Below are 25,944 nucleotides of genomic sequence, written 5' to 3' on the forward strand. Positions count from 1 at the left end.
GGGCTATCCAGCTCTCTTGAGCAGGATGCGCGGCTTCTTGGGCTGGATGACATCCATGACGCGGCTCGGCGGGAACTTTGCGGTGACGGTCGTGCCCTTGCGCAATTCCGACTTGAGGTCGAATGACCCGTCGTGCATGGAGACCAGCGCCTGAACGATGGAAAGCCCAAGCCCGGAACCTTCCTCGGCGCTCTGAATGGCCGCCGATCCTTGACCGAAGGCGCTGAGAACCGTCGCGATTTCATGCTCGGGAATGCCGATCCCAGTGTCCTTGACGGCAACCATCTGACCACCATCCTCGGTGGATTTGACGGTCAGCGTAATGACCCCACCGTTGGGCGTGAATTTGACAGCGTTGGTCAGCAGATTGAGGATGACCTGCCGCACGGCGCGTTCATCCGCCCACAGTTTCGGCAAGGTCTGATCGGCATCCAGAACGATGGAGATGTCCTTGGCCTTGGCTCTGATCCGCAGCAGGTTTTCGCAGTCTTCAGCGACCAGTGCCAATGTTACCGCTTCCTCATTGAGCTTGTAACGACCGGCCTCGATGCGGGACAGGTCGAGAATCTCGTTGATGAGATTGAGCAGATGCGAGCCGGAAGCGTGGATGTCGTTGGCATATTCCTTGTATTTCTCGTTCGGCATCGGCCCGAAGACTTCGCTTTTCATCATTTCCGAAAAGCCGAGAATAGCGTTGAGCGGCGTGCGCAACTCGTGGCTCATGGTTGCCAGAAAGCGGCTCTTGGCCGTGTTGGCTTCCTCGGCCTGACGACGCGACTCATCAGAGATCGCCTTGGCCTGTTCCAGCTCGGTGATCAGATAGTCTTTTTCCAGTCGGAAATTCAGCATGGCGACAGTGGAGCTGTAAAGCCGTTTCGACAGAAGGATGAAAAAGACGATGGCGCCGATCGACATCAGCGACAGGGTCGTGTCGATCTCCCGCGTGTGAATGAGAATGGAATGGTTGATCACCAGCGCAATGGGCAGGGAACCGGCCCACACCGCCGCCGGTATCGGGAAGCTCAGCATGGTCGTGATCGCGATGACCACCAGCATCACGGCAAACTGGTATTCCTCCAGATAGCCAACGTCCTTTGCCGTCGGCAGCAACAGGATGGCCGCCCAGACGATGCCGTCAACAGCTTCCAGAAACAGAAAGCGTCGCTGCCAGACATTGAGCGCGATGTCATTGCCGGAATAATGCACGAAGCTCCTGGCAAAGATGGTCTTCGCTGAATGGGTGAATATGGCCGCGATCAGCCAGAAGAGCGAATAGATGGGGGTCGTCCAGAGCGTGGAAATCGCTGCAGAGATGAGAAACAGAACCGGAATGGCAAAGGCTGCAGAGATCCGGTTCTCTGCATACATCATCATCAGTTCATGGCGGAAGGAGGGGCGGTAGCCATTCTTGTTGTTGAGCTGTTCACGCACGTCGTGAACGGTGCGCAACACGGCGCGCCTTTTTGCTGCGCGAGCGCTGTTCACTTCTCGTGAATCCCCTTTTGACCGATCAGTGTTGAAGACACCGGTCATGCCTGACGCCCTTTTTATTTTTATACAAATTGCTCCGAAAGGCATCATTTCCCATTTGTATTAAGATCCCGCTGAAAAAGTTGGTAAATGAATGGTAAATTGCAAAATGCCTTCTGAACGGATAGTTTTAAGTCATTGAACCCGTTGAAGGACATCGACCAGTTTTGGAATCGGAAAACGGCTTGAACCAGAAACCACCACAGCCCTCGACCTCTGCTCTTGGCGCCACTTTAACGGCGCTTGAGGAGGAGGTCTCTCGCTGTCGCGCCTGTGTCTCGGAGCCCGCAGGTTCCCCGCTGCCACACCTGCCAAGGCCGGTGGTTCGTCTGTCGGCGACCGCTCGAATCTGCATCGCCGGACAGGCGCCGGGCATGCGTGTTCACCAGACCGGCATTCCTTTTAACGATCCTTCCGGGGACCGTTTGAGGGACTGGATGGGGATCGACCGGGAAACCTTTTATGATCAGAGCCTGATTGCCATTGTGCCGATGGGCTTCTGTTTTCCCGGGTATGACGCCAAGGGCGGCGATCTTCCGCCGCGCAAGGAGTGCGTCCGCCTCTGGCATGACCGGATTTTTGCTGCCATGCCGCAGATCGAGCTGGTTCTTGCCATCGGGCAATATGCCCAGCGCTATCATCTTGGCTCTCTGCGAAAGAAATCGCTTACCGAGACTGTAAAGGCAGCACAGGCCTTCTGGAATGGGTCAGATAGCCCCCGCGTCTTGCCCTTGCCCCATCCGTCTTGGCGCAATACGGCCTGGCTCAAGAAAAATCCATGGTTCGAGCGCGAAATCCTGCCGCTGCTCAAGGAAGAAGTTCAAAGGCACCTTGTCACTACACGGTGAAATGGTTTTGCTCAGTCTGGAGGAGTTCCTAAAGAATGAGGTGTTTGGTGACATTTACCTGATTGATTTGAGAATATTCTTTCGGTAGCATGTTTCTTATGACTGATTTGGGGTAATTTTTTGTCTTGCCCAAAAGGGAGGTCGTTCAGGGAAGGGATCGGAGAGAACCATGCTGGATCGTTTGGATCGGCGCATCCTGCAAATTCTGCAGGAAGATGCCACAATGCCCGTAGCAGAAATCGGACGCAGGGTAGGATTGTCAACCACGCCGTGCTGGCGACGCATTCAGAAAATGGAAGAGGAAGGCGTGATCACCGGTCGCGTTGTTCTGCTCGACCCGGAAAAGGTGAACACCAAGGTGACTGCCTTTGTTGCGGTCACCACCAATGAGCATTCCTCCGACTGGCTCAAACGTTTCGCCGACGTTATCAGAGATTTCCCTGAAGTGGTGGAATTCTATCGCATGGCCGGGCAGGTGGACTATCTGCTGCGGGTCGTCGTTCCGGATATCGATGCCTATGACGCCTTCTACAAGAAGCTGATCTCGCGCATAGAGGTCGGCGATATTTCAACGACCTTTGCAATGGAGCAAATCAAATATACCACCGCTCTGCCGCTCAACTATCTGCCAGACAAGGAAGTGCGGTGACCTTCCGGGCACCCAGACTGATGCTATGAAAATGACAAAGCCCGCAGCCGTGGTGGCGCGGGCTTATCTGCATCCGATCTCTTTCCGCCTGTCGCCGCTTCCAGTCGAGCAGGGCAATAAGGGAAGACGTATCCCAACGATTGCCGCCCACCAGATGCGCCTTTGCGGAGCAAAGCCAAGCGCATCGCCAGAGATAGCATGGGCGGCAGCCGTGTTCACTGAAACCTATTTCCGGTCAAGAAGGGCAATGAGGGAAGACGTATCCCAGCGATTGCCGCCCATGGCCTGAACCTGGCTGTAGAACTGATCGACAGTGGCGGTTACCGGCAGGTGAGCGCCATTGCTGCGGGCTTCGTCAAGTACGATGGACAGGTCCTTGCGCATCCAGTCGACAGCAAAGCCAAACTCGAATTCGCCTTTGGCCATGGTCGCAGCGCGGTTTTCCATCTGCCACGAACCGGCGGCACCCTTGGAGATCACATCAATCACAGCGGCAACGTCAAGCCCGGCTTCCTTGGCGAAGTGAACGCCTTCCGACAGTGCCTGAACGAGGCCGGCGATGCAGATCTGGTTGACCATCTTGGTGAGCTGACCAGAGCCGGAAGGCCCCATCAGGCCGACCATGCGGGCAAAGGATTCGATGACCGGCTTGGCCTTGTCGAAAATGTCCTGATCTCCACCGCACATGACGGTGAGCACGCCGTTTTCCGCGCCAGCCTGACCGCCGGAAACTGGCGCATCGATGAAACCGACGTCCTGAGCCTTGGCCACTTCATAAAGCTCGCGGGCAACCTTGGCGCTGGCGGTTGTGTTGTCGATGAAAATAGCGCCTTCCTTCATGGTGGAAAGAGCCCCGTCTTCACCGATGGTCACTTCGCGCAGATCATCGTCGTTGCCAACGCAACTGAACACGAAGTCGGCACCTTCCGCAGCGGCGGCTGGCGTCAAGGCCATGGCTCCACCATGTTCGGCAACCCATTTTTCCGATTTGGCAGCGGTACGGTTATAGACGGTGACCTCATGTCCACCCTTGTGCATCAGGTGAGCGGCCATTGGGTAGCCCATGACACCGAGACCGAGAAATGTAACTTTGGCCATATCAAATACCTCATATCGCTGGAGCGGAACGCGGGGTTCCAGAAAACAAAGAGGGCGGCTCGATAAGCCGCCCTTCATCAATTAGCAAAATCTCAGCCGGCGATCTTCGAGAAATCTGCCACCGTCAGGGTGGTGGCGCGGATCTGGTTGAGCATCTTCAGCCGGTTCTCGCGAACCTCGGGACGCTCGTCATTGACCAGAACCTTCTCGAAGAAGGCATCCACCGGCGCGCGCAAGGTGGCAAGCGCCGACATTGCGGCTTCGAAATTCTCGGTCGACACGGCTTCTTCGGCGGCCACACGGGCCGTTTCGATGGCGGCGGCGAGGGCAACTTCCTCTGGCTCATGCAGATGGGCGCCCTCTACGAGCCCTTCAAAGCTGGCGCCAGACTTTTTCTCTTCGGCGCGCAGGATGTTGGCGGCACGGCGATAGCCTGCGAGCAGGTTGGCCCCGTCGTCGCTGGCAAGGAACGAACCCAGAGCCTCGACGCGCTTGGAAATCATCACGATATCGTCCTGTCCGCCAAGGGCGAACACGGCATCGAGCAGATCGTGGCGAGCGCCCTTGTCCTTGAGATAGACGCTGAGGCGGTCGACGAAGAAGGACAGAAGGTCATCGCCCTGAGCAAAGTCGGCGCGGGCCGTCTTGAAGCTGTCAAGCAGTGACAGGCGGATATCGTTTTCTTCCAGAATGCGGATGACGCCAAGAGCGGCGCGGCGCAGGGCGAACGGGTCCTTGGAACCGGTCGGCTTTTCGTCAATGGCCCAGAAGCCGGTCAGAAGGTCCAGCTTGTCGGCGAGGGCAACGGAAATGGATACCGGCTCGGTCGGTACTTCGTCGCTCGGGCCCTGCGGCTTGTAATGCATCTCGATGGCGTCGGCGACTTTCGGGTCTTCGTTCTGTGCCAGAGCATAGTAGCGGCCCATCAGGCCCTGCAGCTCGGTGAATTCGAATACCATGTCTGTGACAAGGTCGGCCTTGGCGAGCTTTGCGGCGCGCGCGGCGAGGGCCGCATCGGCACCAACCTTGGGTGCCAGAGCTTCAGACAGCGCCACCAGACGGGCAACGCGCTGGCTCTGGGTGCCGAGCTTTTCATGGAACACCATGCTGTCGAGCTTGTAGAGGCGGGTTTCGAGGCCGGTCTTGAGGTCGGTTTCCCAGAAGAACTTGGCGTCGGACAGGCGGGCGCGCACGACCTTCTGGTTGCCGGCGACGATGGTTTTGCCATCATCGGGAGCAATCAGGTTGGACACCAGAACAAACTTGTTTGCCAGCTTGCCGGTCTTCGCGTCCTTCAACACGAAACATTTCTGGTTTTCGCGAATGGTGGTCTGAATCACTTCCTCGGGGATGGCAAGGAAGGCTTCCTCGAAGGACCCCATCAGGGCAACGGGCCATTCGACAAGGCCTGCGACCTCTTCAAGGAGGCCCATGTCTTCGATCAGCTCAAGCCCCTGCGCAAAGGCGAGGGTCTTGGCGTCGTTGAGAATGATCTCCTTGCGTTCGTCAAGGTCAAGGATCACCTTGCGGGCGCGCAGACCTGCTTCATAGTCATCAAAGCGTTTGACGGCAAAGCTTTCCTTGCCGTGGAAGCGATGGCCTTGCGTCTCGTTGCCACTGACGATGCCCTCGACAGAGAATGGCACGACTTCGGAGCCTTCGCCTTCCGTGGAAAGGGTGCAGACGATGGAATGCAGCGGACGAACCCAGCGCAGGGCGCCTTCACCGGCAACACCCCACTTCTGGCTTTTCGGCCATGGGAACTTGCGCACGACATCCGGAACGAGGTCTGCAATGATCTCTTCGGCCTTGCGACCCGGCTTGTTGATCACGGCAACGTAGAAATCGCCCTTTTTGGGGTCGGACTGAATGGTTGCTTCATCGATGGAGGAAAGTCCGGCGCTGCGCAAAAAGCCCTGCAGGGCCTGTTCCGGCACGCCGACGCGAGGGCCCTTGCGCTCTTCCGAAATATCGGGAGAGGAAGCCAAGAGGCCGGTGATCGAAAGCGTCAGGCGACGCGGGGTGGCAAAGGCGCGTGCACCCTCGTAGGTCAAACCGGCATCCACCAGACCCCCGGTGATCAGTTTTTTCAAATCTTCAGCGGCCCGGCGCTGCATGCGGGCCGGGATTTCTTCGGAAAATAGCTCAAGCAGAAGGTCTGGCATGGTCTTCTCGATTTACAACAGAAACAGGAATTGTCTTTGGGTTTTTGAACTAGCAAGCCGAGGCGGCTTTGTCACTGATAAAATGTCTGTTTGGGCAAAGTCAGCCATAAAGCGCACAAGCCAGTTCGGCTCTTCCTGCCGGAATTTGCCTGTAGAGGGAACGGCAGGGTAGGACGGAGGCTGCAAGGCCCGAGCGGAGCTGTTCTCCCTTGCCCGAGCCTGCCGTATCGATGTGCGTCAGCCGTTGTCGCGCCTCAGGTGTCGCGTCAGGCGCTGTTCGATGAGATCCCAAAGGCGGCGCAGGATCTCGACGCAGATCAGGTAGAAGATGGCCGCGTAGATATAGGCCTGGAAATCATAGGTCTGGGAGAAGGCGCGGCGGGTTTCGCCCATCAGGTCATAGACCGAGATAATCGACACAACGGCGGAACCCTTGATCATCAGGATGAATTCGTTGCCATAGGGGCGCAGAGCAACAATCAGCGCCTGCGGCAGGATAATCTTGAAAAAGGTGACGAATTTCGGCAGTCCGAGACTTTGAGCCCCTTCAATCTGGCCCTTGGGCACGTTCATGATGGCTCCGCGCAGGATTTCCGCCTGATAGGCTGCGGTGTTCAGCGTAAAGGACAGCAGTGCAATCGACCAACTGTCGCGGAACAGCCACCACATGTTGATGTCCTGCCAGAAGTGGCGGAACTGGCCGAAGCCGTAGTAGAGCAGAAACAGCTGCGCCAGCAGCGGAGTGCCGCGGAAGAAATAGATATAGCCGAAGGCCATCCTGTTGAAGAGCTTGATCTTCGACATGCGGCCAAAGGCGATCGGCAGAGACAGGATACCTCCGAGCGCAACGGACATGGCCACCAGTTCAATGGTCGTCAGAAAGCCATAGAGATACTTCGGCCGGTAGCGGCTCATATAATCGGGATCGTAGCTGACATAAAGAAACACGGCGATACTGAGGAAGAACACGGCCCAGATGGCGAGTAGCACATAGCCAGTGATCTTGCGACCGCTGAGCAGCTTTTCACGCATGCTTTCCGGGCGGGGTCTGGATTCCAGAAGCGTCTTGGCAACATAGCTTGTCTGAATGGTCATCAGCGAACCTCCCCGCGGCGCGCACGCTTTTCGATGGCTTCCAGCGCCATGGAGGAGACGAAGGTCAGCGCGAGATAGACCACGCAAGCCAGCGCAAAGAAGAAGAAGGCTTCCTTGGTGTTGCGGGCTGCAAGGCCGGTTGCGAACATTGTGTCGGTCAGTCCGATGATGGAGACCAGAGACGTGTCCTTGAGCAGAATGAGCCACAGGTTGGAAAGACCGGGCAGGGCGAGCTTGATCAATTGCGGCACGATGACCAGACGCATGGTCTTGAACCATGGCAGGCCCAGCGCAAAGGCGCCCTCATATTGTCCCTGCGGAATGCCCTTGAAGGCAGACAGAAACACTTCGCTGGCATAGGAAGAAAAGACGAAGGCAAGGGCAATCATCCCGGCGAGGAATGAGTTGACCTCGATTTCCATGCCCAGCACATGCTGAAACAGCAGGTTGAGCAGGATCTGGCCACCGTAATAGACGATGAACAGGGTCAGGAGTTCGGGCAATCCGCGAAAGATGATGGTGAACAGCTTTGCTGCTCTCTGAATGCTCGGTTCTTTGGAGTTGATGCCAAGGGCCAGGAAAAAGCCCATGAACAAGCCAACCGGCAGGGTGCATATGGCCAGCGAGACCGTAAAGAGCACACCATGGGCGATCTCGTCGCCCCAGCCTGTGGCTCCGAAGGAGAGAAGGGTCAGATAATAATCCATATTGAATTGCCAGCTTCACTAAAGAGCCCGGCAGGGTCGCTGCCGGGCTTGTTTTCAACCGTATCGATTATTCGTCGCCACCATAGACGTCGAAGTCGAAATACTTGTCGTTGATTTCCTTGTATTTGCCATTGGCACGGATTGCCTTGATGGCAGCGGAGAAGCGATCGGCAAGCTCGGTTTCACCCTTGCGGACAGCGATACCTGCGCCCTGACCGTAGATTTCTTCAATGGCAGGGAAGGTGCCCAGGATCTTGCAGCAGGCGCCAGATTCGGATTTTACCCACTCGTCGAGCACGACAACGTCGTCGGTAACGCCGTCAAGACGGCCTGCTTCGAGGTCGAGTTTGTATTCATCAGAGGTCGGATAGAGCTTCAGCTCGGTGTCCGGCAGCTTCTGTTCGGCAAAGTTGGAGTGGGTGGTAGAAGACTGTGCACCGATGGTTAGGCCCTTGAGCTCAGCAACGGCAGCAGGCAGATCCTTCGGATCGATTGCGGCGAGCTTGGAGTCCTTGGGAACAGCCAGAGCACCCGGCGTGTTGTAATATTTTTTGGAGAAGTCGACCTTCTTCAGACGATCCGGAGTGATGGACATGGATGCGATGACCGCATCGAACTTGCCAGCCATCAGGGCAGGGATCATGCCGTCCCAATCCTGGACGACGAATTCGCATTCGGCCTTCATTTCTTCGCACAGCGCGTTTGCCATGTCGATGTCGAAGCCGATCAGTTTGCCGTCAGCGGTCAGTTCGTTGAACGGAGGATAGGCACCTTCGGTACCGATACGGATTTTATCAGCAGCCTGTGCGCCACCGGCAACCATCATCAAAGCGGTTGCAGCGACTGCAAATTTCGTGAAAAGACGCATAATATTTTCCCTCTTGTATATTGTATAAACATCTCGACCGCGGCATCAGCCAATGGTCATACACAATATAGAGCCCTTTCAGGGCTTCTCTGGATTGGGCGGACCCTAGCCGCTTGGTGGCATATTCCCACTATTTTGCCGGACTTGACAACAGGCAATCCCATGAAATCGGGTAAGGCGGCGAATTTTGCCCAAATTATAGACGAATGTGAAATAAAAGCATATTTTTGGATGTCGTAGCGAAACGAAATTTGGCGTAGTTGGTGAAATTTTTCAAATTTGGCGAGGGTTCTTGTCGTCGGTTATCGCCATGGTTGTCTGGGCAGTATAAAATTTGTGCAATATTGGCGAATTTGGCGGAGCGTAGAGACTCGAACTTACGGCAAATCGGCAAGAAAATTCGATCTGGATAGCAAAATGCCGGACACCATGGGTATCCGGCATTCACGTCTGCATGTGTGGCTAGGCCAGCTTAGTCGCCGTATACATCGAAATCGAAGTATTTGGCGTTGATTTCCTGATATTTGCCGTTGGCGCGAATGGCGGCAATGGCTGCCGACAATTTGTCGGCCAGCTCGGTGTTGCCCTTCTTCACGGCAATGCCAGCGCCTTCGCCGTTGATCTTCGGATCCGGGGTCAACTGCATCAGGATCTTGCAGCAGGCGCCAGCTTCGGATTTGACCCACTCGGAAAGCACAACGCCGTCATCGATGACAGCATCAACGCGGCCCGATTCCAGATCAAGCTTGTATTCGTCAGCAGTCGGATAGAGCTTCAGATCAATGTCGGGAATTTTCTGTTCGGCATAGTTGGCGTGGGTCGTGGAGACCTGTGCGCCAATGGTCAGGCCAGCCAGCTCACTGATGTCTGTGCCCTTGAGGTCGCTGTCCTTGAGAACGGCAACGGCCGGTGGGGTGTTGTAGTATTTCTTGGAGAAGTCGACCTTCTTCAGGCGGTCTTCGGTAATCGACATCGAAGCAACAACCGCGTCGATCTTGCCAGCAATCAGCGCAGGGATCATGCCATCCCAATCCTGAATGACAAACTCGCAGTCCGCCTTCATTTCCGCGCACAGGGCGTTGGTGATATCAACGTCAAAGCCGCTCAGTTCACCCGCAGCAGAAAGCTGGTTGAACGGAGGGTAGGCGCCATCGATGCCAACGCGGATTTTTTCCGCGGCGGAAGCCGCGCTGCATGCCATCAGCGCAGCAGCTGCAGCAATTGCAATTTTTTTCGTGAGTTTCATGACTCTTGTCCCATTGCGAAGTCGAAAGTTCGGCGAGGTCCTCCAGGAACCATTTGCGGGCATGGTTGGCAAAGGCCAGACGCGCTGCCCGACGGATGGTTTTGATCACCTGTCTCGCATGAGGCAAGTCTTTGACCATTCCTCAAGCCATAACAATAAGAATTTTGCGTATCAGGCAGCACAATGAGCAGAGGATTGGCAATTTGCCGAAATGAAGCATAATCCCCTGTCGTATTGCCGATCTCGCTGCAAAATGTCGTTTTTGCTACAAACTCAGAGTTTCATGGTGTTGATAACGAATTCGGCCATCGCTTCCACATCGTCGATCTGGAACATCGGCAGGCCGTGTGTTGCGTCCATTTTCTCCGGTTCATCGCTTGCCACGGCAACAATCAGATGGTCTTTCTGGGCAAGGGGTGTGGTGTTGACCGCATTGGCGCGCCTGACTTCGATTTTCGGGAAAGCCTCGCTCTTGTAGCCTTCGACAATCACCAGATCACAGGGTGACATCCGCGCCAGAACATCGCTCAACAGCGGTTCGTCTTCATCCCGGCATTCATGCATGATGGCCCAGCGGGTTCCGGCTGCGACAAGCGCCACCTCGGTCGAGCCTGCCTCGCGGTGGCGGTAGCTGTCGGTGCCTTCCTTGTCGATGTCGCATTTGTGGTGGGCGTGCTTGACGGAGGATATGCGATAGCCCTTGTCGCAGAGGCTCTTGATGAGGCGGGTTGCCAATGTTGTCTTGCCCGAGTTCTTCCAGCCCGTGACACCGAAAATCTTGTGCCCATGGGTTGCTATCTGTGCCAACTGGGTGGCATCTGTAACGCCAGACTTGTCAGACATTGCCTTCTTCCTTCCCGATTTCTGCGAGTAGCCCTTCAGCCAGGGCGAGATCTTCAGCGGTATTGATGTTAAAAAACGGATCTACAGACCGTCCGTGACCGACAAACGGCTCAAACGTGACAGACAGCGCTCCCTGCTGTTCGGCCCACAGCATCATCTTGCGATCGCCCGCCGCCAGATAAGCTTCCAGCGAGTCCAAAAGCGCCACTGGCCACAGGCCGAATGTCGGATGCAACCGCCCGCCCGACATCGCCAGAACCGGACGCCCCGACTCAGTTTCAGCGATATCGCAAAGGCGTTTTGCCAGAGTGACGGGGAAAAACGGCGTGTCGACGGCGACACTCAGCACATGAGTGGAGGCTTGCGTCTGTTGTGCCCACTGCAGCGCTTTCAGAATCCCAGCAAGCGGTCCGGCATGGTCATCGTTGCCGTCGGGCAGAAGCGGATAGTCGGTCGGATAGGATGCCGGATCGCCATTGGCACTGATGACAATCGTTGCGACCTGCGGCGTGAGCCTTGCAAGGCAATGCTCCAGCAAGGGGCGACCGGCAAGAGGAACAAACGCCTTGTCCCTGCCGAGCATGCGTTGGGACCGCCCGCCCGCCAGCAAGACGGCCACGACATCCGTTCCGCAAGTTTGTTCGTGCATCATGCCCTCGACTGATGTGACACGTAAGGAGGAAGCCCCACGTTCATCCATGAATGCCGGATGTTAAACACGCTGTCAGACAGGGTGCAACGAAATTCCGGCGTCAACCTCTTCGCGGTTTGGAGGCCTGCCGCCTTCTCCAGCGCAAGGGCGACTTATTTGCACTTTGTCATCCTTGACCCTTGACGCCGGACCGAAAGCGTTCCAGCTATGAGGACAGAGATCGCAAATCAGGAAAGACGAAGAGTCGTGTTCTGGAAAAACAAGAGTGAGCAAGCCGTGACTGAAGACAAGATCCTGCAGCTGCTGCGGCAGATAAAGTCTGCCCCGGGGGCGGGCGACATCGTGTCGGAAGGGATGGTATCCGATATCATCATCCGGGATGGCACCGTCATGTTCTCCATCTCGGTTCCTGCTGAAAAGGCCGAAGCCTGCGAGCCATTGCGCAAACAGGCAGAAGACGCTGTTGCGGGGATGGAAGGGGTCAACAAGGCGATGGTGGTTTTGACCGCCGAGCGCGCGCCATCTGCGCAGCAGCCCTCAAGTCCCTCATCCGCACCAAAGGCGGCTCCCAGAGCACCGTCCGCACCGCAACAGCAAAAAGGCCCCAGTCATATCGACATCGCTGGCGTCAGGCAGATCATTGCCGTCTCCTCGGCCAAGGGTGGAGTGGGCAAGTCGACCACGGCGGTCAATCTGGCGCTTGCCCTGCAGGCCAACGGACTCAAGGTGGGCATTCTGGATGCCGACATCTACGGCCCGTCGATCCCGCGTCTTCTGAAAATCACCGACAAGCCGACTGCTGTCGCCAACTCCCGCCGGATGAACCCGATCAAGGCCTATGGTCTGATGGCCATGTCGATCGGCCTGCTGGTTGATCCCGATACCCCGATGGTCTGGCGCGGTCCCATGGCCGTCTCGGCACTGACCCAGATGATCCGCGATGTCAATTGGGACGTCGAAGGCAAGCTTGACGTGCTGGTTGTCGACATGCCTCCGGGAACCGGTGACATTCAGCTGACCATGGCCCAGCAGGTGCCGCTGTCCGGATCGGTGATCGTGTCAACCCCTCAGGATCTGGCGCTGATCGACGCTCGCAAGGGCATCGCCATGTTCCGCAAGGTCAACATTCCCATCCTCGGTATTGTCGAGAATATGAGCTATTTCTCCTGCCCGACCTGTGGCACGCGGCACGATATCTTCGGACATGGTGGCGCCCATGCCACGGCCACTGAAATCGGCGTGCCGTTTCTTGGCGAAATTCCGCTGCATATGGAAATCCGCGAGCGTTCCGATGCTGGCGAGCCGATCATTGTTGCCGAGCCGGAAAGCGATCACACCGCGGTCTATCTGCAGATTGCCAATGCCATGATGAAGCAGATTGCCGGCGTCACGAGACCGGCACCGGCCATCGTCATCGAATAGCGATCTGCAAGTGGGAGAGGAACCATCTGCTCCCCACATCCTGTCCAACAAAAAAGGCCCGGCCTCCTCGAGGAGCCGGGCCTTTGTCATGAGCAGATTGCTCATTCAAAGCCGGTTCTGGCGGCGACCAGTTCATCCGGGTTGCCCGATCTCTTTCCCTGTCGCTGCAGACGCGCGACCTTTCTTTCCCTGAAAATGGTGTAGATGCCGGAGGCCAGAATGAGGACGATGCCGAACCAGGTCAGGCTGTCGGGCACTTCACCCCAGATCAGATAGCCGTAGACCAGCGCAATCGGCATGGAGACATAGCGGAATGAGGACACAACAGACACTTCCCCATTCTGCATGGCGATGGATACATAATACTGTCCAAGCGTGAGGAACAGGGCGGCCCCCGCGATATAGACCAGGTTGATCGTTGTCGGCTGCATCCAGCCCTCATCACCCGAAAAATACATCTGGAACAGCGCCAGAATGCCACCGCCGATGGTGGAGACGATCATGGTGGTGAGGGTAACAACCCAGAGCGAGATTTCCGGTTTGATCTGGCGGGTGATAAGGTCGCGGGCTGCGGCGAAGATAACGGCCGCCACGGCGAACAGCGAGTAGAAATTGAACCCATCGAGGCCGGGGCGGACAATGGCCATCACGCCAACAAAGCCGACCAGAACCGCAAGCCAGCGGCGTATGCCTACGGTTTCATGCAGGAAAACAGCCGCAAAGGCCGTCGTTGCCAACGGGATCGCCTGCAAAACGGCATAGACATTGGCCAGTGGCAGGAACTTGAGGGCAACCAGACACCCGATGGCCGAGAAGGTTTCGCAAAGGCCACGCAGCAGCAGGATCGGGTCAAAACTCTGGTAGAGGTAACGCAGCTGCCGCAGGATGACGCACAGCATCAACACCATGATGGTGGCACAGATGCCGCGAAAGAAGATCATCTGTCCGGTAGCCAGCCCGGTGCCAACAAGCTTGTTGAAGACGTCGTTTGTGCCAAAGCTGAAAACCGACACCTGCATGACCAGAATGCCGTAAATGTTTCCCCTGTCGCCGGGATTAACCCTCGCATGCGAAGCCTTGGCCGCGCTGCCTTTTGGACCAGTTGCCATGAAATTGACCTTTAAAGAGGACGCCCGAACGGGAATGGTGACGCGCCTTGGGCGGGAACAGAGTCTATCCGACAGAGGATCTCCTGCCTAGCCGCCAGTCACGGACATATGCCTGCCAATAGAAGGACGATTGTTTTTCCTGTCAATGACAAAATCGTGGCCTTTTGGCTTTCTGTCTATGGCCTGACGAATTGCGTTGATAACGAGTTCGTTGCCTTCCGACTGGCGCAGCGGCTTCCGCAAGTCTGCTGCATCTTCCTGCCCAAGACACATGAACAGGGTTCCGGTGCAGGTGATCCGCACACGGTTGCAGCTTTCGCAGAAATTGTGGGTCAATGGCGTGATGAAACCGATCCGGCCGCCAGTTTCCTCGACCGTCACATAGCTCGCCGGGCCACCGGTCTTGTGGTGCGACGGCGAGAGCGTCCACGATCCTTGCAACGCTTTCCTGACGTCGGACAAGGGCAGATACATGTCGGTGCGGTCAAAATCGATTTCACCCATCGGCATTGTCTCGATGAAGGTGATATCCATGCCCCGTTCATGGCAAAACCGGATCATCTCGTCATACTCGTCATCATTGACGCCCTTGAGCGCCACCACATTCAACTTGATCTTGATGCCATGGGCAAGCGCACTTTCGATGCCGTCGAGCACCTGCTCAAACCGGCCCCAGCGGGTGATTGCACGGAACCTGTCTTCTCTCAGCGTATCGAGGGAAACATTGATGCGCCGAACACCACAGGCGGAAAGATCGGCGGCAAAACGGGAAAGCTGCGAGCCGTTTGTCGTCAGGGTCAGTTCGTCAAGGGCACCGGATTCGAGATGGCGGGACAGGGAGGAAATGAGCGTCATGATGCCCCTGCGGACCAGCGGTTCCCCGCCGGTGAGACGCAGGCGCCGAACGCCATGGTCGATGAAGACCGTGGAAAGCCGGTCCAGCTCTTCCAGCGTCAGAATCTCGGCCTTGGGCAGAAAATGCATGTTTTCGGCCATGCAATAGACACAACGAAAATCGCAGCGATCCGTGACAGACAGCCGCAGATAATCGATGTGGCGCCCGAAGGGGTCCACCAAAGGAGCGGTCTGCGGGGTGCTTGCGTCTTCAAATTGCATCATCTCTTCCTTGAAACAAAATGTGACTCTGGTCATCATCATTAAACAAGGGGGGATGGTTGCGCATCTCTCATTGCCAAGTCAATCACAGAATGCTGCAATCGCAGCCCTAACCGTGCGCTCTCACAGACATGTGAGTGTTTACAGCACGATCATGGGAGCGCTTCTGTCGCCGACCGGGACAGCCGGAGGGTGGCTCCCTCGATGCAACACAACAAGGATGCCAGACATGACGGACGCATGGCCAACCGAAATCCGCTTGAAGAAAGACAAGAAGACCCTCAGCATTCGCTTTGATGACGGCAGCGCCTATGACTTCCCGGCTGAATTCCTGCGGGTGACTTCGCCCAGTGCCGAGGTGCAGGGCCACAGTCCGGATCAGAAAAAGACACTTGGCAACAAGCGCAATGTCGAGATCATGAAGGTGGAACCGGTCGGCAACTATGCTGTCCGGCTGCATTTCACGGATCTGCATGATTCCGGCTTTTTCACCTGGGACTATTTCAAGCGTTCCGGCGAGGCCATGGATGAGATCTGGAGCCAGTATCTCAAGGACCTCGAGGCCAAGGGCCTCAGTCGCGGCTGACTACCCGGTGGAGCAAGGGCGTCTCGTGCTCATCTGCACTTTGGCTTTGATACAAATGAAAAAGCCGATCTCGCGGGAGACCGGCTTTTGTCAAATCAGATGAGGGGCCGCCAGATTATTTCTGGGTAGCCTGGATCACATGTACCTGAGCGCCAACCTTGACGCGCTCGTAAAGGTCAATCACGTCTTCGTTTGCAAGACGGATGCAGCCGGAAGAAACGGCCTGACCGATGCTCCATGGCTCATTGGAGCCGTGAATGCGGTAGATGGTGGAACCGATATACATGGCACGAGCGCCCAGCGGGTTGTTCGGGCCGCCTTCCATGTAGGAAGGAAGGTTCGGAACGCGCTTGCGCATTGCAGGAGGAGGAGTCCAGCCCGGCCATTCAGCCTTGCGGCTCACGCGATGGGTGCCGGTCCACTGGAAGCCAGGGCGACCAACGCCGATGCCATATTTAACGGCCTTGCCATCGCCCATGATGTAATAGAGGCGGCGTTCCTGGGTGTTGATGACGATGGTGCCCTCTGGAGAGTTTGCAAATTTCCCGTCATAGGAAACAGTGGTGCGCTTGATCGGGGATTTGCCCCCGTGAGCGTAGCCGCTGACGTCTTTCCAGGTCTGCGATTCCATGTCGAAATATTTAGAAGCGTTGGCGTTTGTTACTGCTACGGCCAGGCCGAGCAGCAGTCCAGCGCCAAGAGTGATCAGTTTGCGCATTGGTTAGTCCCGAAATAAAAATTGGTCTGACTTTGCATGCACAACTCCGAGAGCTGTCCCGGTTGAAGCAAAGCCGGACATCATCATTGCCACACGAGTGTTAACGGTATTTTCTAAATATGACGTGTTTTCGCAAGCGTTTTTAAAAAAGTTGCGTTCACATTTTTGTTTTTAAGGAAAGAATGCGAATTTGTTGTTATTTTGCAACAGGCGAAGACGAGGCAATTGCACTCCCTCGCAAATAGGCCTCTATAATCACTTCTGATTAGTGGCTTGTTTGGTGTATTTTCTTGCATCTGCAATTAGGGATAGAATCTATTTGATTCGAGTATACTAAGTAATTTTATGGAGTGAAGGGGGCAAGTTTCCTCAAATACCCGATCGGCAAGCGTCAAAGGGGGTTAAATTAAACTTCGAGATATACAAAACTGTGTGCCATCGTTTGCGCGCAACGCGAGTTGTGTTATCAAAACTCTCAATTGTGTTTTTCGTTATTCTTTCCTGCTTGCCATTTGCAGCCCGGTTTATCGATTTGCGGGCCGAATCTGGTGGGAATATCACTTTGGTTGACGCCTCTGGTTGAATTGAAAAGGAGGCGGCATTCGTTGAGTTTGAACATGCGCTTGCGTTATTTGGCTTTCATCCTAGTCTGTTCCACCAGCTTGCTGCCGCAACTGGCGCATTCGGCTTCATTGTCAAATGCCAGTGGTAATGAAAACGACAATAACTCTGATAACGCAAATTGCCATGCCTGGTGGTTGCACAACTGTGACGGCGGCGATGAAACGGATCCTCCGGGTGAGTCTGGCGGTGGCGACCCGGTCATTGTTGATCCGGATGATCCCACCGACAAGGAGAACAAACAATCGGCCGGCGCAACCGCAGCTTCGACCACCTCTGCGGCCAACACCGCCATTGGAGGTCTGGTGGGACAGATCATGTCAGCCAGCGGCACGAGTGGCTTTGGTGGTGGAACGCCTTCCGGATCGGGCTCTGGTGGGGCGCCTTCCCATATTTCCTCCTATGTTGTCCGTCTTTCGGAAGAACCCGGCGTCAGCGCAATCACCACCACCTATGGAGACGGGGGGCAGCCATCGCTGGCGCCGCTTGATCGTTATGCCTGGATCAAGCCCATGGGCGGCTTGTCGCGCAAGGAGGCAACAGCCAGCGGACCGAGTGCGGAAGCGACCTTCGGCGGCATGATGTCCGGCATGGATATCTATTCCGACGCTTTCTATCGGCTCGGTGTGATTGGTGCACTTGCCCGAGTCAATGTTTCTGCCGATGTCAATGACAGCCACGTCCAGATGACACTGGCCAAGGCGGGTGTGACCAACAGCGTCGAATGGGGCCACGCCTATATCGACCACATGCTTCTTTACGGGCCGGAGTTCACCCACACCAAACGGTCCGTCGTCTCTGGCGGGACAAAAAGCCTGATGACATCCGACTATACGAACCATCGGATCACCAATGCCTTTGAAGTCGGCTATCGCACCGTGCTGTCCGGCGTGGTGATCCAGCCCAGTGCAGGCGTCCAGCTTGACTGGGCCTATCAGGATGATGCTCGCGAGAAGGGACTGGCTGGTGCGGCGATCTATACCAAGGCAAGCAGCTACTGGAGCGGCAATACCAAGCTCGGGTTCAATCTTTCGACGGCCTTTTTCCTGGGTGACTATGCCCTTGCCCCAAGCTTCGGCGCCTACTGGATTCATCGATTCGGGCAGTTGTCCGGAACGTCGATGATGTCATTTGATTCCGGCAGCACCTATCAGGCTATGGGCGAGGCGCCGATCCGTGACGTGACCAAGCTGCAGACAGGGCTAACCCTGACGATGAAAAACAATGTCAGCCTGTCTGCCAACTATGCCTTGTCCTTTACCGCCAAGGAACAGAACCACGCTGCCAATCTCGGTTTCAGATATCGATTCTAGATCAACAAGTTCGCCCGGTTGGATGAAACAATCTGTGAGGTCGGACTGACATCGATCTCATGGAAATTGCATTGTTGCAGCCCGTTCCATCTGTTTTTTAAAGCAAAACATGAAGAGAAGGCGGATTTCAAAGCGTATAGTCATGGTTGCCGCCGGGTGTTCACAACAGCCCTTTGGCCTTCAGCGTGATCCGCGTTGCCTCGTTCAGGTCATAGCTGGCGAGGTCCTCTGGACGGACCCAGGCTACCGACTCGAACTCTTCGTTGAACGCAATCTCCCGATTGGCCGCATGGCAGTCGAAAATCAGGTAGATCATGTAGATTTCTTCGGTCGTGCCGTCCGGATAGGCTTTGGTTCGTGTATCATCTCGGAAGGTCCATGGCGTGACGCGGTCGATGATCAACTGCTCACCCAGCTCCTCGCGAATTTCCCGGCGAAGCCCTGCCTCGATGGTTTCGCCTTCCTCCAGACCACCACCCGAAAGAGCCCATTGGCCCGGAAAGACACCACGATGCGAAGGCATCTTGCAGAGCAGATAGGCACCACCATTTTCGATGAGGGGGCAAAGGATCGTTCTTGTACGCATGGTAGGTTTCCTCTCTGGAGTAGGCGATTCTAGCGGGAAGAAGCTAAATCAAAAACAGGCCCGACCTTGGAAGATCGGGCCTGCAAGACGCGTGGGAGATATTCCGGCTGAATGAAATGCCGAGATTATCCCAGGTTCAGTTCAGCGAAGAAGTCGTTGCCCTTGTCGTCGACGACGATAAAGGCCGGGAAATCTTCCACTTCAATGCGCCATACAGCTTCCATGCCGAGTTCAGGATACTCGATGCACTCGACTTTCTTGATGCAATCTTTGGCAAGGCGTGCAGCCGGACCACCGATGGAGCCGAGATAGAAACCGCCATGTTTTGCGCAGGCATTGGTGACAGCCTTGGAACGATTGCCCTTTGCCAGCATGATCATGGATCCGCCGAAGGACTGGAACTGGTCAACGAAGCTGTCCATGCGGCCTGCGGTGGTCGGACCGAAGGAGCCGGATGCATAGTTGGCAGGGGTCTTGGCCGGACCGGCATAATAGACCGGATGGTTCTTAAGATATTCTGGCATCGGTTCGCCAGCTTCCAGACGAGCGCGGATCTTGGCATGAGCCAGGTCGCGAGCCACGATGAGCGGCCCGGAAAGGCTGAGGCGGGTCTTGACCGGGTATTTGGTCAGAACCGCGAGCTGTTCAGCCATTGGCAGGTTGAGGTCGAGCTTGACGACGTCGCCGCCCAGTGCTTCCTCGTCCACTTCTGGCAGATACTGTGCCGGATTGGTTTCCAGCTCTTCGATGAAGATGCCGTCCTTGGTGATCTTGCCCTTGCATTGACGGTCAGCCGAGCAGGAAACGCCGATGGAAATCGGCAGGGATGCACCATGGCGCGGCAGACGAATGACGCGAACGTCGTGGCAGAAATATTTGCCGCCGAACTGGGCGCCGATGCCGGTGCTGCGAGCAAGCTTCAGGATTTCCTCTTCCATTTCCAGATCACGGAAGGCATTTGCCATCTCGGACCCTTCGGTCGGAAGTTCGTCATAATAGTGAGCGGAGGCCAGCTTGGTGGTCTTCAGGTTGAGTTCTGCAGACAGACCGCCAACCGTGATCGCCAGATGGTATGGAGGGCAGGCAGCCGTACCAAGCGTCTTGATCTTTTCTTCAAGGAAGGCCAGCAGACGGTCTTTGGTCAACAGGGAAGGGGTGCCCTGATAAAGGAAGGTCTTGTTGGCAGACCCGCCGCCCTTGGCCATGAACAGGAACTTGTAGGCGTCTTCACCTTCGGAGAAAATGTCGATCTGTGCTGGCAGGTTGTTGGCTGTGTTCTTTTCCTCGAACATGGTCAGCGGAGCGAGCTGGCTGTAACGCAGGTTCTTCTTGTCATAGGCGTCGAACACGCCCTGGCTGAGAGCGGCTTCCTCGTCGCCTTCCACCCATACATTCTTGCCTTTCTTGCCGACGACGATACCGGTGCCGGTGTCCTGGCACATCGGCAGGATGCCTGCGGAAGAAATGCAGGCGTTCTTGAGCAGGTCAAGCGCAACAAATTTGTCGTTGTTGGTTGCTTCGTCGTCTTCCAGAATTTTTTGCAGCTGTGCCAAATGATCAGGGCGCAGAAGATGGGCGATATCGATGAATGCCGTTTCGCTCAGAAGACGAATGCCTTCTTCCTGGACCACAAGGACGTCCTTGCCCTTGAACGTTTCGACCGAAACATAGTCGGAGGTCAGTTTGCGATAAGTGGTTTCATCCTTTCCCATAGGAAAGAGCTTATATGCTTTAGTGCTCATTGTCGGTCCTTGTTTGCAGTTCCGATGACGGGGTGCCACCCGTTTCCGTTATATGGTGATCTGATTGCATCAATGGGGTGATCTGTCTTTGATCGGTATCACCTCTGTGCAAAGGAGAATCCGCAAATCAATGAGTGCAAGGCTTTGTACCCAATTTCAAGTCCTTCTTATGGTAAAAGCGGTGCCAAATTTTGGTCAGTTTCATCCACATTCTCCCGCAAGCGCGGGGCAGGACTGCACATGTGCCCCGTGTTGGCTGCCTTTTCTGCGGCAATTCACAATCGAGCGCACTGTGTCAATTTGTTCTCTTGAAATATTCTAATATAAGAAATAAATAAAATACCGATTTCCATCACGGGCAACGGGGCGTCATTTTCCCACCGCTCAAATCCCATTTCAAAATTCTGCAAGGACAAAATAATGGCCAAACAAACCGATTATGTCAGCACCCTGTTCAGCAATGCCGACGATCCCAACAAGGTGACCGTAGCCTATACCATGGGGGTGCAAGCTCTGGCACAGGGGCACAGTGCCACGATCATGCTGATGGTGGATGCCGTTCATCTGGCAAAGAAGGGGGCCCTGGAAGGTATTGATATCGGTGCTCCGTTTCAGCCAGCCTTGCCGCTTCAGGAAGAGTTCTTCAAGCAGGGCGGCCAGATTCTGGTCTGCAAGGCCTGCATGATACACAATGGCGTCGCAGAGGAGGAAATCGACGAGCGCATGCAGGTTATCTCGGCAGAAGAGGTCATCCCGATGCTGATGGGGGCAAAAGGCAGTCTTCAGCTGACCTGAGCCGATTGAACGCAGATCGAAAAAGCCGCCCGAACAGGGGCGGCTTTTTTGTTCGTGTGGGGCGTCGAGAGATCAACTCACTACGCGGGCCGCTAGAAGACCTTTTTCATGACGCGGTCAACGGACAGGCGCCCGCCGCCGAAAGCCGCATAGAGGAAGGTTCCGCCAGCCCAGAATAGCGAATTGGTCACGGCTTTTTCCTGCATCATGCCCAGAAAGGATGCGCCCCCGTCCTTGAGCATGCCAAGGCCACCGCCGGTAAAGAGTTCTGGCGTGCCGCTCAGGGCCGCGATTCCCGCTTCGGTCAGGAAGACCGGGGGATAGGGATGCGTAATGTGATAATAAAGGGTCACAAGCAGCATCAGGCCATTGGCGAGGGCAGCCGGGCGAGTGAACAGTCCGATCGCGATCAGCAGACCGCCAGCGAAATTGGCAACCGCCATCAGCGGTGACCACAGCCAGCCGGGATAGAATCCCAGGCTCTCAACAAAGCCGGACATGGCCATGGGCGCCATGATCTTGCTCCACCCCGAATAGGCAAGTGCCAATCCGATGGCGACACGCAGAGCCGTCCACGCAAGCGGCTGGGCAAGGTTGGCATAAAGCGGGGCCAGGGAGGGGAAGTATAGTTTCTCTTCGCTCGTCTCAGAAGTAATGTTTCTCGGTGTAGTCTCTGACTCTGACATGGCTTCCTCATTGTTTGTATGAAGTACTTATAGTTGTATTGAGGATTTTTTTGTCTTCTTAAGTTGATATTGTGTGTTGTTTTGATTAATATTGAAAATTCAAAAATATTGTCCAGCGAATAGCTGGAGGAATTATCAATATAGGTAAAATAACCTACCATATTACTGGTGCGGAGTCTTGGTGAATTTTCAGACATAAAATTAGACCCGCCACTGCCCTTAAATTGCAGCTTTCATGCCCCCATCTGTTTGACAGGCCTTGCCGACAAAGGTCGGAAAACAGCCTGTTTGCATAAACTGATGGAGAAAGAGATGAACGAAATACGCGTGGAAACGGATTCCTTTGGCCCCCTGGACGTTCCGTCAGACAAATATTACGGAGCCCAGACGGCGCGATCGCTCATCAATTTCCCGATCGGGGAAGAAACCATGCCTGCGCCGATCATCCGGGCCCTTGGTATCATCAAGCTGTCGGCTGCGCGGGCCAATCTGGCGCTCGACAATATCGAATCCCGTATCGGTAACGCCATCATCAGCGCCGCCGAAGAAGTGGCCGAGGGCAAGCTCAACGATCACTTCCCGCTTTCGGTCTGGCAGACCGGCTCCGGCACGCAGTCGAACATGAATGCCAACGAGGTGATTTCCAATCGGGCTATTGAATTGCTGGGCGGTGTTCTGGGCTCGAAGGATCCTGTTCACCCGAATGATCATTGCAATCGCAGCCAGTCTTCCAATGACACCTTCCCGACGGCGATGCACATTGCCACAGCCGAGCAAATCCGCAATCATCTCATTCCGGCGCTCGAAAAGCTGCATGCCGCCTTGGCTGAAAAATCCGGGAACTTCAAGGATATCATCAAGATTGGCCGCACCCACTTGCAAGATGCCACCCCACTGACGCTGGGACAGGAATTCTCCGGCTATGCCGCGATGGTTGAGAATGGCATTCGCCGTGTTTCCAGCGCTCTGCCTGCCCTCTATGCACTTGCTCAGGGTGGGACGGCAGTTGGAACTGGCCTCAATGCAAAAATCGGATTTGCCGAGAAATTCGCCGAAGAAGTCGCCACCTACACGGGATTGCCCTTCATCACTGCGCCCAACAAGTTCGAAGCACTGGCAACCCACGACGCCATGGTTGAAGCCCATGGCATGCTCAACACGCTGGCCGCAAGCCTGTTCAAGATTGCCAGTGACATCCGTCTGCTCGGCTCCGGTCCACGGTCCGGGCTTGGCGAGATTTCACTGCCCGAGAACGAGCCAGGGTCATCGATCATGCCCGGCAAGGTCAATCCGACCCAGTGCGAGGCCATGACCATGGTCTGTACTCAGGTGATGGGCAACAATGCTGCGGTTTCTATGGCCGGGTCGCAGGGGCATTTCGAGCTTAACGTGTTCAAGCCGATCATAGCCTACAATACCATCCAGTCCATCCGGTTGTTGACCGATGCTGCCACCAGCTTCACCGACAAGTGCGTCGTCGGCATCAAGGCCAACGAAGAGCAGATCAGTGCCCTGATGCAACGTTCGCTAATGCTGGTAACTGCCCTTGCACCTCACATCGGCTATGACAACGCTACCAAAATCGCCAAAACAGCGCACAAGAACGGCACAACCCTCAAGGAAGAAGCCGTCAGGCTGGGCTACGTCTCGGCAGAGGATTATGATCGTTGGGTCCGTCCGGAGAAGATGATCGCTCCGCAATGAGCCCCGGCTTATAGTTGCGCCTTGCGGGGTGGTTGGCACCTCTCATGACAAATCCGGTTGCCTATTTCAGTAAAGGCTTTTCAACGGTCTGCAAAGAGATAGGCAACGGTCCTTCGAAGTCAGTTTCGCCAGTCTGTATTGATACGTTTTTTCTCGACCAGACCGAATTTTTCATGATAGTTTTTTCTTATGAATTCGGTTCGGGTTTTAAACGAACCTTGCAGATGAGAACGGCAATCCCCCGCGAAAGAGCCGTATTAAAGACTCGGAACAGGCCAAATGGCTCAAATACAAAGACGAACCACAACCAGCATTGTGGCAGACGAATTGCGCAAGCGTATTCAGAATGGCGCAATCAAGGAAGGTGAACAGATCCGGCAGGAGGCAATTGCCAGTCAGCTGGGAGTGAGCCGCATTCCTGTGCGCGAAGCTTTGCGGCTTTTGGAAGCAGAGGGCCTGATCACGCTGGTCTCCCACAAGGGCGCAGAGGTCACCCGGCTGGAGCCATCAGAGATCGAGGAACTGTTCGAAATCCGCACCATGATCGAGGTCTGGCTTTTTGAGCATTCCGTGGCCGCCATAACGGACGAGGATCTTGCCGAAGCGCAGGAATGCCTCGACGCGATGCGAAAGGCCGACGTCAAGGACTGGGGGCCGCTCAACTGGCAATTCCACGTCGCGCTCTATCGCGCCGCCAACAAGCCCACCACCATCAAGTTGCTGAAACGCGTTCACGACAATGCCGATCGCTATGTGCGGCTGCATCTCACCCTGTCACGCGATGCGCAGGATCTTGCCCATCGGCAGCATCAGGCCATGATCGACGCCGCCCACATGAGGGACGCCTATCTGGCAGGGCGGCTGCTGTCCGACCATATCAATCAGGTCAAGGGACAGCTGCTTGCCTCGGTCGAGAAGCGGCGGAAAACTGCCTGATCGCACCTATTCTGCCTTACAGATTGATCGCGGCAGCCTGAGGCTTGGGCGAGATTGTCAGGTCTGGACCTGCACGGGGCCAAGCCCTCAGACTGGCCAAGCCCTCAGGCTGGCCAATTGGCAAGGGCGCTCGGGATATCGGCGAAGCTGTCCAGCACGAGGTCTGCACCCAATTGGCTTGAAGGTGTGGCCGTGTACCCATAGCTCATGACGATCACCGGGATGTTGGCAGCTCTTGCTGCTTCGACATCGGCCTGGCTGTCGCCGATCATGATTGTTCGCTCGCAAACCCCGCCCGCCCGGCTGATGGCTGTGTAGATGTGGTCCGGGTGGGGTTTCTTGTTGGGCACTGTGTCCGAGCCGCAGATGGTGTCGAAATAGGAAGCGACGCCAATCTGGTCCAGAAGGTCGACAGAAAGATGTTCGGTCTTGTTGGTGCAGACCCCCATCGAAACGCCGTCGGCCTTGAGGCTGCTAAGAACCTCCATGACGCCGGGAAAGAGCTGGCTGTCCTTGCAGATATTGCTGCTGTAATGGGCGAGGAAAAGCGCGTGGGCGAGATCCAGCTCATCATCCGTGACCGGGTGATCATAATGGGCGAAGCTGCGTTCCAGCGTGATCCTGGCGCCAAAGCCGACCGTATTGCGGACCTTCTCGACAGTGAAGGGGGCCAGATCATGCTGCGCCAGAACATGGTTGAGTGCGCCTGTCAGGTCTGGTGCGGTATCCACCAGTGTGCCGTCGAGATCAAACAGGATGCAGGAAAAGGGGCCAGCGGTCATGAATTGGTTTCCGTCAAATTCGAATAAGGTAACATAGTGAGGCAAATGGCTTCCCGGTTGAGAAGGCACTCGCCTTGTGTCGGTTGACGGCAATTTGCCAAATCATGGCCAAAAAATCCAGATTATT

Annotated in this window: 24 protein-coding genes; 8 read left to right on the forward strand and 16 right to left on the reverse strand. The window is 55.7% G+C overall.

Annotation, left to right across the window (positions count from 1 at the left end; all coding sequences use genetic code 11):
• Nucleotides 1-3: 3 nt before the first annotated feature.
• Nucleotides 4-1,485, reverse strand: coding sequence for a sensor histidine kinase (locus DSL70_RS14265; protein WP_245418220.1), 1,482 nt, complete (start codon nt 1,483-1,485; stop codon nt 4-6).
• 230 nt (nt 1,486-1,715) lie between these two features.
• Here DSL70_RS14265 and DSL70_RS14270 point away from each other — a divergent pair, with 230 nt between their 5' ends.
• The gene (locus DSL70_RS14270) at nt 1,716-2,378 is read left to right on the forward strand and encodes a uracil-DNA glycosylase family protein (protein ID WP_119308819.1); all 663 of its coding nucleotides are present in this window, start codon (nt 1,716-1,718) and stop codon (nt 2,376-2,378) included.
• A 172-nt stretch (nt 2,379-2,550) separates the two neighbouring features.
• Nucleotides 2,551-3,027 carry an Lrp/AsnC family transcriptional regulator gene (locus tag DSL70_RS14275; RefSeq protein WP_205563281.1) on the forward strand — a complete coding sequence of 159 codons (477 nt, stop codon included), beginning with the start codon at nt 2,551-2,553 and terminating at the stop codon, nt 3,025-3,027.
• Nucleotides 3,028-3,252: 225 nt separating this feature from the next.
• On the opposite strand, the gene DSL70_RS14280 is transcribed toward DSL70_RS14275, so the two are convergent.
• The 8 genes from DSL70_RS14280 to mobA all read right to left on the reverse strand — a co-directional run bounded on the left by DSL70_RS14280 (nt 3,253) and on the right by mobA (nt 11,698).
• Nucleotides 3,253-4,125: an NAD(P)-dependent oxidoreductase gene (locus tag DSL70_RS14280; protein WP_119308617.1), complete on the reverse strand. Its 873-nt coding sequence runs from the start codon at nt 4,123-4,125 to the stop codon at nt 3,253-3,255.
• 92 nt (nt 4,126-4,217) lie between these two features.
• Complete coding sequence (gene glyS / locus DSL70_RS14285; RefSeq protein ID WP_119308618.1) at nt 4,218-6,290, reverse strand: glycine--tRNA ligase subunit beta; 2,073 nt, start codon at nt 6,288-6,290, stop codon at nt 4,218-4,220.
• A 237-nt stretch (nt 6,291-6,527) separates the two neighbouring features.
• On the reverse strand, nt 6,528-7,385 hold the full coding sequence (locus DSL70_RS14290) for an ABC transporter permease (RefSeq protein WP_162916708.1): 858 nt from the start codon (nt 7,383-7,385) through the stop codon (nt 6,528-6,530).
• A complete protein-coding gene (locus DSL70_RS14295; RefSeq protein WP_119308619.1) occupies nt 7,385-8,092 on the reverse strand; it encodes an ABC transporter permease in 708 nt (235 codons plus the stop codon). Before DSL70_RS14295 ends, DSL70_RS14290 begins: the two co-directional genes overlap by 1 nt.
• Before the next feature lie 67 nt (nt 8,093-8,159).
• Nucleotides 8,160-8,960, reverse strand: coding sequence for an ABC transporter substrate-binding protein (locus tag DSL70_RS14300; protein WP_119308620.1), 801 nt, complete (start codon nt 8,958-8,960; stop codon nt 8,160-8,162).
• Between the two features lie 472 nt (nt 8,961-9,432).
• Nucleotides 9,433-10,206 (reverse strand): transporter substrate-binding domain-containing protein, encoded by a 774-nt coding sequence (locus DSL70_RS14305; RefSeq protein WP_119308621.1) that lies wholly within the window; start codon nt 10,204-10,206, stop codon nt 9,433-9,435.
• A 273-nt stretch (nt 10,207-10,479) separates the two neighbouring features.
• Nucleotides 10,480-11,049, reverse strand: coding sequence for a molybdopterin-guanine dinucleotide biosynthesis protein B (gene mobB / locus DSL70_RS14310; protein ID WP_119308622.1), 570 nt, complete (start codon nt 11,047-11,049; stop codon nt 10,480-10,482).
• On the reverse strand, nt 11,042-11,698 hold the full coding sequence (gene mobA / locus DSL70_RS14315; RefSeq protein ID WP_119308821.1) for a molybdenum cofactor guanylyltransferase MobA: 657 nt from the start codon (nt 11,696-11,698) through the stop codon (nt 11,042-11,044). The genes mobB and mobA overlap by 8 nt, the downstream gene beginning before the upstream one ends.
• A gap of 279 nt (nt 11,699-11,977) precedes the next feature.
• Between mobA and apbC the strand changes: the two genes are divergently transcribed.
• Nucleotides 11,978-13,123, forward strand: a complete 1,146-nt coding sequence (apbC, locus tag DSL70_RS14320) for an iron-sulfur cluster carrier protein ApbC (RefSeq protein ID WP_245418221.1) — start codon at nt 11,978-11,980, stop codon at nt 13,121-13,123.
• A 101-nt stretch (nt 13,124-13,224) separates the two neighbouring features.
• Here the strand turns inward: apbC and DSL70_RS14325 are convergent, their stop codons facing one another.
• Both DSL70_RS14325 and moaA read right to left on the reverse strand, forming a co-directional pair.
• Entirely contained in the window at nt 13,225-14,232 is a 1,008-nt protein-coding gene (locus DSL70_RS14325) for a DMT family transporter (protein ID WP_119308624.1), read from the reverse strand.
• A gap of 87 nt (nt 14,233-14,319) precedes the next feature.
• Nucleotides 14,320-15,351, reverse strand: coding sequence for a GTP 3',8-cyclase MoaA (gene moaA / locus DSL70_RS14330; RefSeq protein WP_245418222.1), 1,032 nt, complete (start codon nt 15,349-15,351; stop codon nt 14,320-14,322).
• A gap of 226 nt (nt 15,352-15,577) precedes the next feature.
• Between moaA and DSL70_RS14335 the strand changes: the two genes are divergently transcribed.
• On the forward strand, nt 15,578-15,934 hold the full coding sequence (locus DSL70_RS14335; protein ID WP_119308823.1) for a gamma-butyrobetaine hydroxylase family protein: 357 nt from the start codon (nt 15,578-15,580) through the stop codon (nt 15,932-15,934).
• A gap of 115 nt (nt 15,935-16,049) precedes the next feature.
• Here the strand turns inward: DSL70_RS14335 and DSL70_RS14340 are convergent, their stop codons facing one another.
• Nucleotides 16,050-16,652: a L,D-transpeptidase gene (locus DSL70_RS14340; protein ID WP_119308625.1), complete on the reverse strand. Its 603-nt coding sequence runs from the start codon at nt 16,650-16,652 to the stop codon at nt 16,050-16,052.
• A gap of 758 nt (nt 16,653-17,410) precedes the next feature.
• On the opposite strand from DSL70_RS14340, the gene DSL70_RS14345 reads away from it, so the two are divergent.
• Entirely contained in the window at nt 17,411-18,586 is a 1,176-nt protein-coding gene (locus DSL70_RS14345) for an autotransporter outer membrane beta-barrel domain-containing protein (RefSeq protein WP_162916710.1), read from the forward strand.
• A gap of 160 nt (nt 18,587-18,746) precedes the next feature.
• Here DSL70_RS14345 and nudI read toward each other — a convergent pair whose 3' ends face one another.
• Nucleotides 18,747-19,172 carry a nucleoside triphosphatase NudI gene (gene nudI / locus DSL70_RS14350; protein WP_119308627.1) on the reverse strand — a complete coding sequence of 142 codons (426 nt, stop codon included), beginning with the start codon at nt 19,170-19,172 and terminating at the stop codon, nt 18,747-18,749.
• Nucleotides 19,173-19,297: 125 nt separating this feature from the next.
• Complete coding sequence (locus DSL70_RS14355) at nt 19,298-20,914, reverse strand: fumarate hydratase (protein ID WP_119308628.1); 1,617 nt, start codon at nt 20,912-20,914, stop codon at nt 19,298-19,300.
• A 420-nt stretch (nt 20,915-21,334) separates the two neighbouring features.
• On the opposite strand from DSL70_RS14355, the gene DSL70_RS14360 reads away from it, so the two are divergent.
• Entirely contained in the window at nt 21,335-21,709 is a 375-nt protein-coding gene (locus DSL70_RS14360; protein ID WP_119308629.1) for a DsrE family protein, read from the forward strand.
• Between the two features lie 92 nt (nt 21,710-21,801).
• Here the strand turns inward: DSL70_RS14360 and DSL70_RS14365 are convergent, their stop codons facing one another.
• The gene (locus DSL70_RS14365; RefSeq protein WP_119308630.1) at nt 21,802-22,395 is read right to left on the reverse strand and encodes a DoxX family protein; all 594 of its coding nucleotides are present in this window, start codon (nt 22,393-22,395) and stop codon (nt 21,802-21,804) included.
• Nucleotides 22,396-22,707: 312 nt separating this feature from the next.
• Between DSL70_RS14365 and fumC the strand changes: the two genes are divergently transcribed.
• Together fumC and DSL70_RS14375 are read left to right on the forward strand one after the other, a co-directional pair.
• Nucleotides 22,708-24,099: a class II fumarate hydratase gene (gene fumC / locus DSL70_RS14370; protein WP_119308824.1), complete on the forward strand. Its 1,392-nt coding sequence runs from the start codon at nt 22,708-22,710 to the stop codon at nt 24,097-24,099.
• Between the two features lie 279 nt (nt 24,100-24,378).
• The gene (locus DSL70_RS14375; RefSeq protein WP_119308631.1) at nt 24,379-25,035 is read left to right on the forward strand and encodes a GntR family transcriptional regulator; all 657 of its coding nucleotides are present in this window, start codon (nt 24,379-24,381) and stop codon (nt 25,033-25,035) included.
• Nucleotides 25,036-25,139: 104 nt separating this feature from the next.
• Here DSL70_RS14375 and gph read toward each other — a convergent pair whose 3' ends face one another.
• Complete coding sequence (gph, locus tag DSL70_RS14380) at nt 25,140-25,817, reverse strand: phosphoglycolate phosphatase (protein ID WP_119308632.1); 678 nt, start codon at nt 25,815-25,817, stop codon at nt 25,140-25,142.
• Nucleotides 25,818-25,944 lie beyond the last annotated feature (127 nt).

Origin of the sequence: Cohaesibacter haloalkalitolerans, assembly GCF_003574655.1 — a bacterium.
Classification (GTDB): Bacteria; Pseudomonadota; Alphaproteobacteria; order Rhizobiales; family Cohaesibacteraceae; genus Cohaesibacter; species Cohaesibacter haloalkalitolerans.

Excerpts from the sequence above, each read along its gene's own strand:
- fumC (WP_119308824.1), top strand. The coding sequence starts at position 22,708 with ATGAACGAAATACGCGTGGAAACGGATTCCTTTGGCCCCCTGGACGTT.
- DSL70_RS14325 (WP_119308624.1), bottom strand. The coding sequence starts at position 14,232 with ATGGCAACTGGTCCAAAAGGCAGCGCGGCCAAGGCTTCGCATGCGAGG.
- DSL70_RS14305 (WP_119308621.1), bottom strand. The coding sequence starts at position 10,206 with ATGAAACTCACGAAAAAAATTGCAATTGCTGCAGCTGCTGCGCTGATG.
- mobB (WP_119308622.1), bottom strand. The coding sequence starts at position 11,049 with ATGTCTGACAAGTCTGGCGTTACAGATGCCACCCAGTTGGCACAGATA.
- DSL70_RS14365 (WP_119308630.1), bottom strand. The coding sequence starts at position 22,395 with ATGTCAGAGTCAGAGACTACACCGAGAAACATTACTTCTGAGACGAGC.
- mobA (WP_119308821.1), bottom strand. The coding sequence starts at position 11,698 with ATGCACGAACAAACTTGCGGAACGGATGTCGTGGCCGTCTTGCTGGCG.
- moaA (WP_245418222.1), bottom strand. The coding sequence starts at position 15,351 with ATGATGCAATTTGAAGACGCAAGCACCCCGCAGACCGCTCCTTTGGTG.
- glyS (WP_119308618.1), bottom strand. The coding sequence starts at position 6,290 with ATGCCAGACCTTCTGCTTGAGCTATTTTCCGAAGAAATCCCGGCCCGC.
- DSL70_RS14280 (WP_119308617.1), bottom strand. The coding sequence starts at position 4,125 with ATGGCCAAAGTTACATTTCTCGGTCTCGGTGTCATGGGCTACCCAATG.
- gph (WP_119308632.1), bottom strand. The coding sequence starts at position 25,817 with ATGACCGCTGGCCCCTTTTCCTGCATCCTGTTTGATCTCGACGGCACA.
- DSL70_RS14360 (WP_119308629.1), top strand. The coding sequence starts at position 21,335 with ATGGCCAAACAAACCGATTATGTCAGCACCCTGTTCAGCAATGCCGAC.
- DSL70_RS14290 (WP_162916708.1), bottom strand. The coding sequence starts at position 7,385 with ATGACCATTCAGACAAGCTATGTTGCCAAGACGCTTCTGGAATCCAGA.
- nudI (WP_119308627.1), bottom strand. The coding sequence starts at position 19,172 with ATGCGTACAAGAACGATCCTTTGCCCCCTCATCGAAAATGGTGGTGCC.
- DSL70_RS14300 (WP_119308620.1), bottom strand. The coding sequence starts at position 8,960 with ATGCGTCTTTTCACGAAATTTGCAGTCGCTGCAACCGCTTTGATGATG.
- DSL70_RS14340 (WP_119308625.1), bottom strand. The coding sequence starts at position 16,652 with ATGCGCAAACTGATCACTCTTGGCGCTGGACTGCTGCTCGGCCTGGCC.
- DSL70_RS14335 (WP_119308823.1), top strand. The coding sequence starts at position 15,578 with ATGACGGACGCATGGCCAACCGAAATCCGCTTGAAGAAAGACAAGAAG.
- DSL70_RS14375 (WP_119308631.1), top strand. The coding sequence starts at position 24,379 with ATGGCTCAAATACAAAGACGAACCACAACCAGCATTGTGGCAGACGAA.
- DSL70_RS14355 (WP_119308628.1), bottom strand. The coding sequence starts at position 20,914 with ATGAGCACTAAAGCATATAAGCTCTTTCCTATGGGAAAGGATGAAACC.
- DSL70_RS14295 (WP_119308619.1), bottom strand. The coding sequence starts at position 8,092 with ATGGATTATTATCTGACCCTTCTCTCCTTCGGAGCCACAGGCTGGGGC.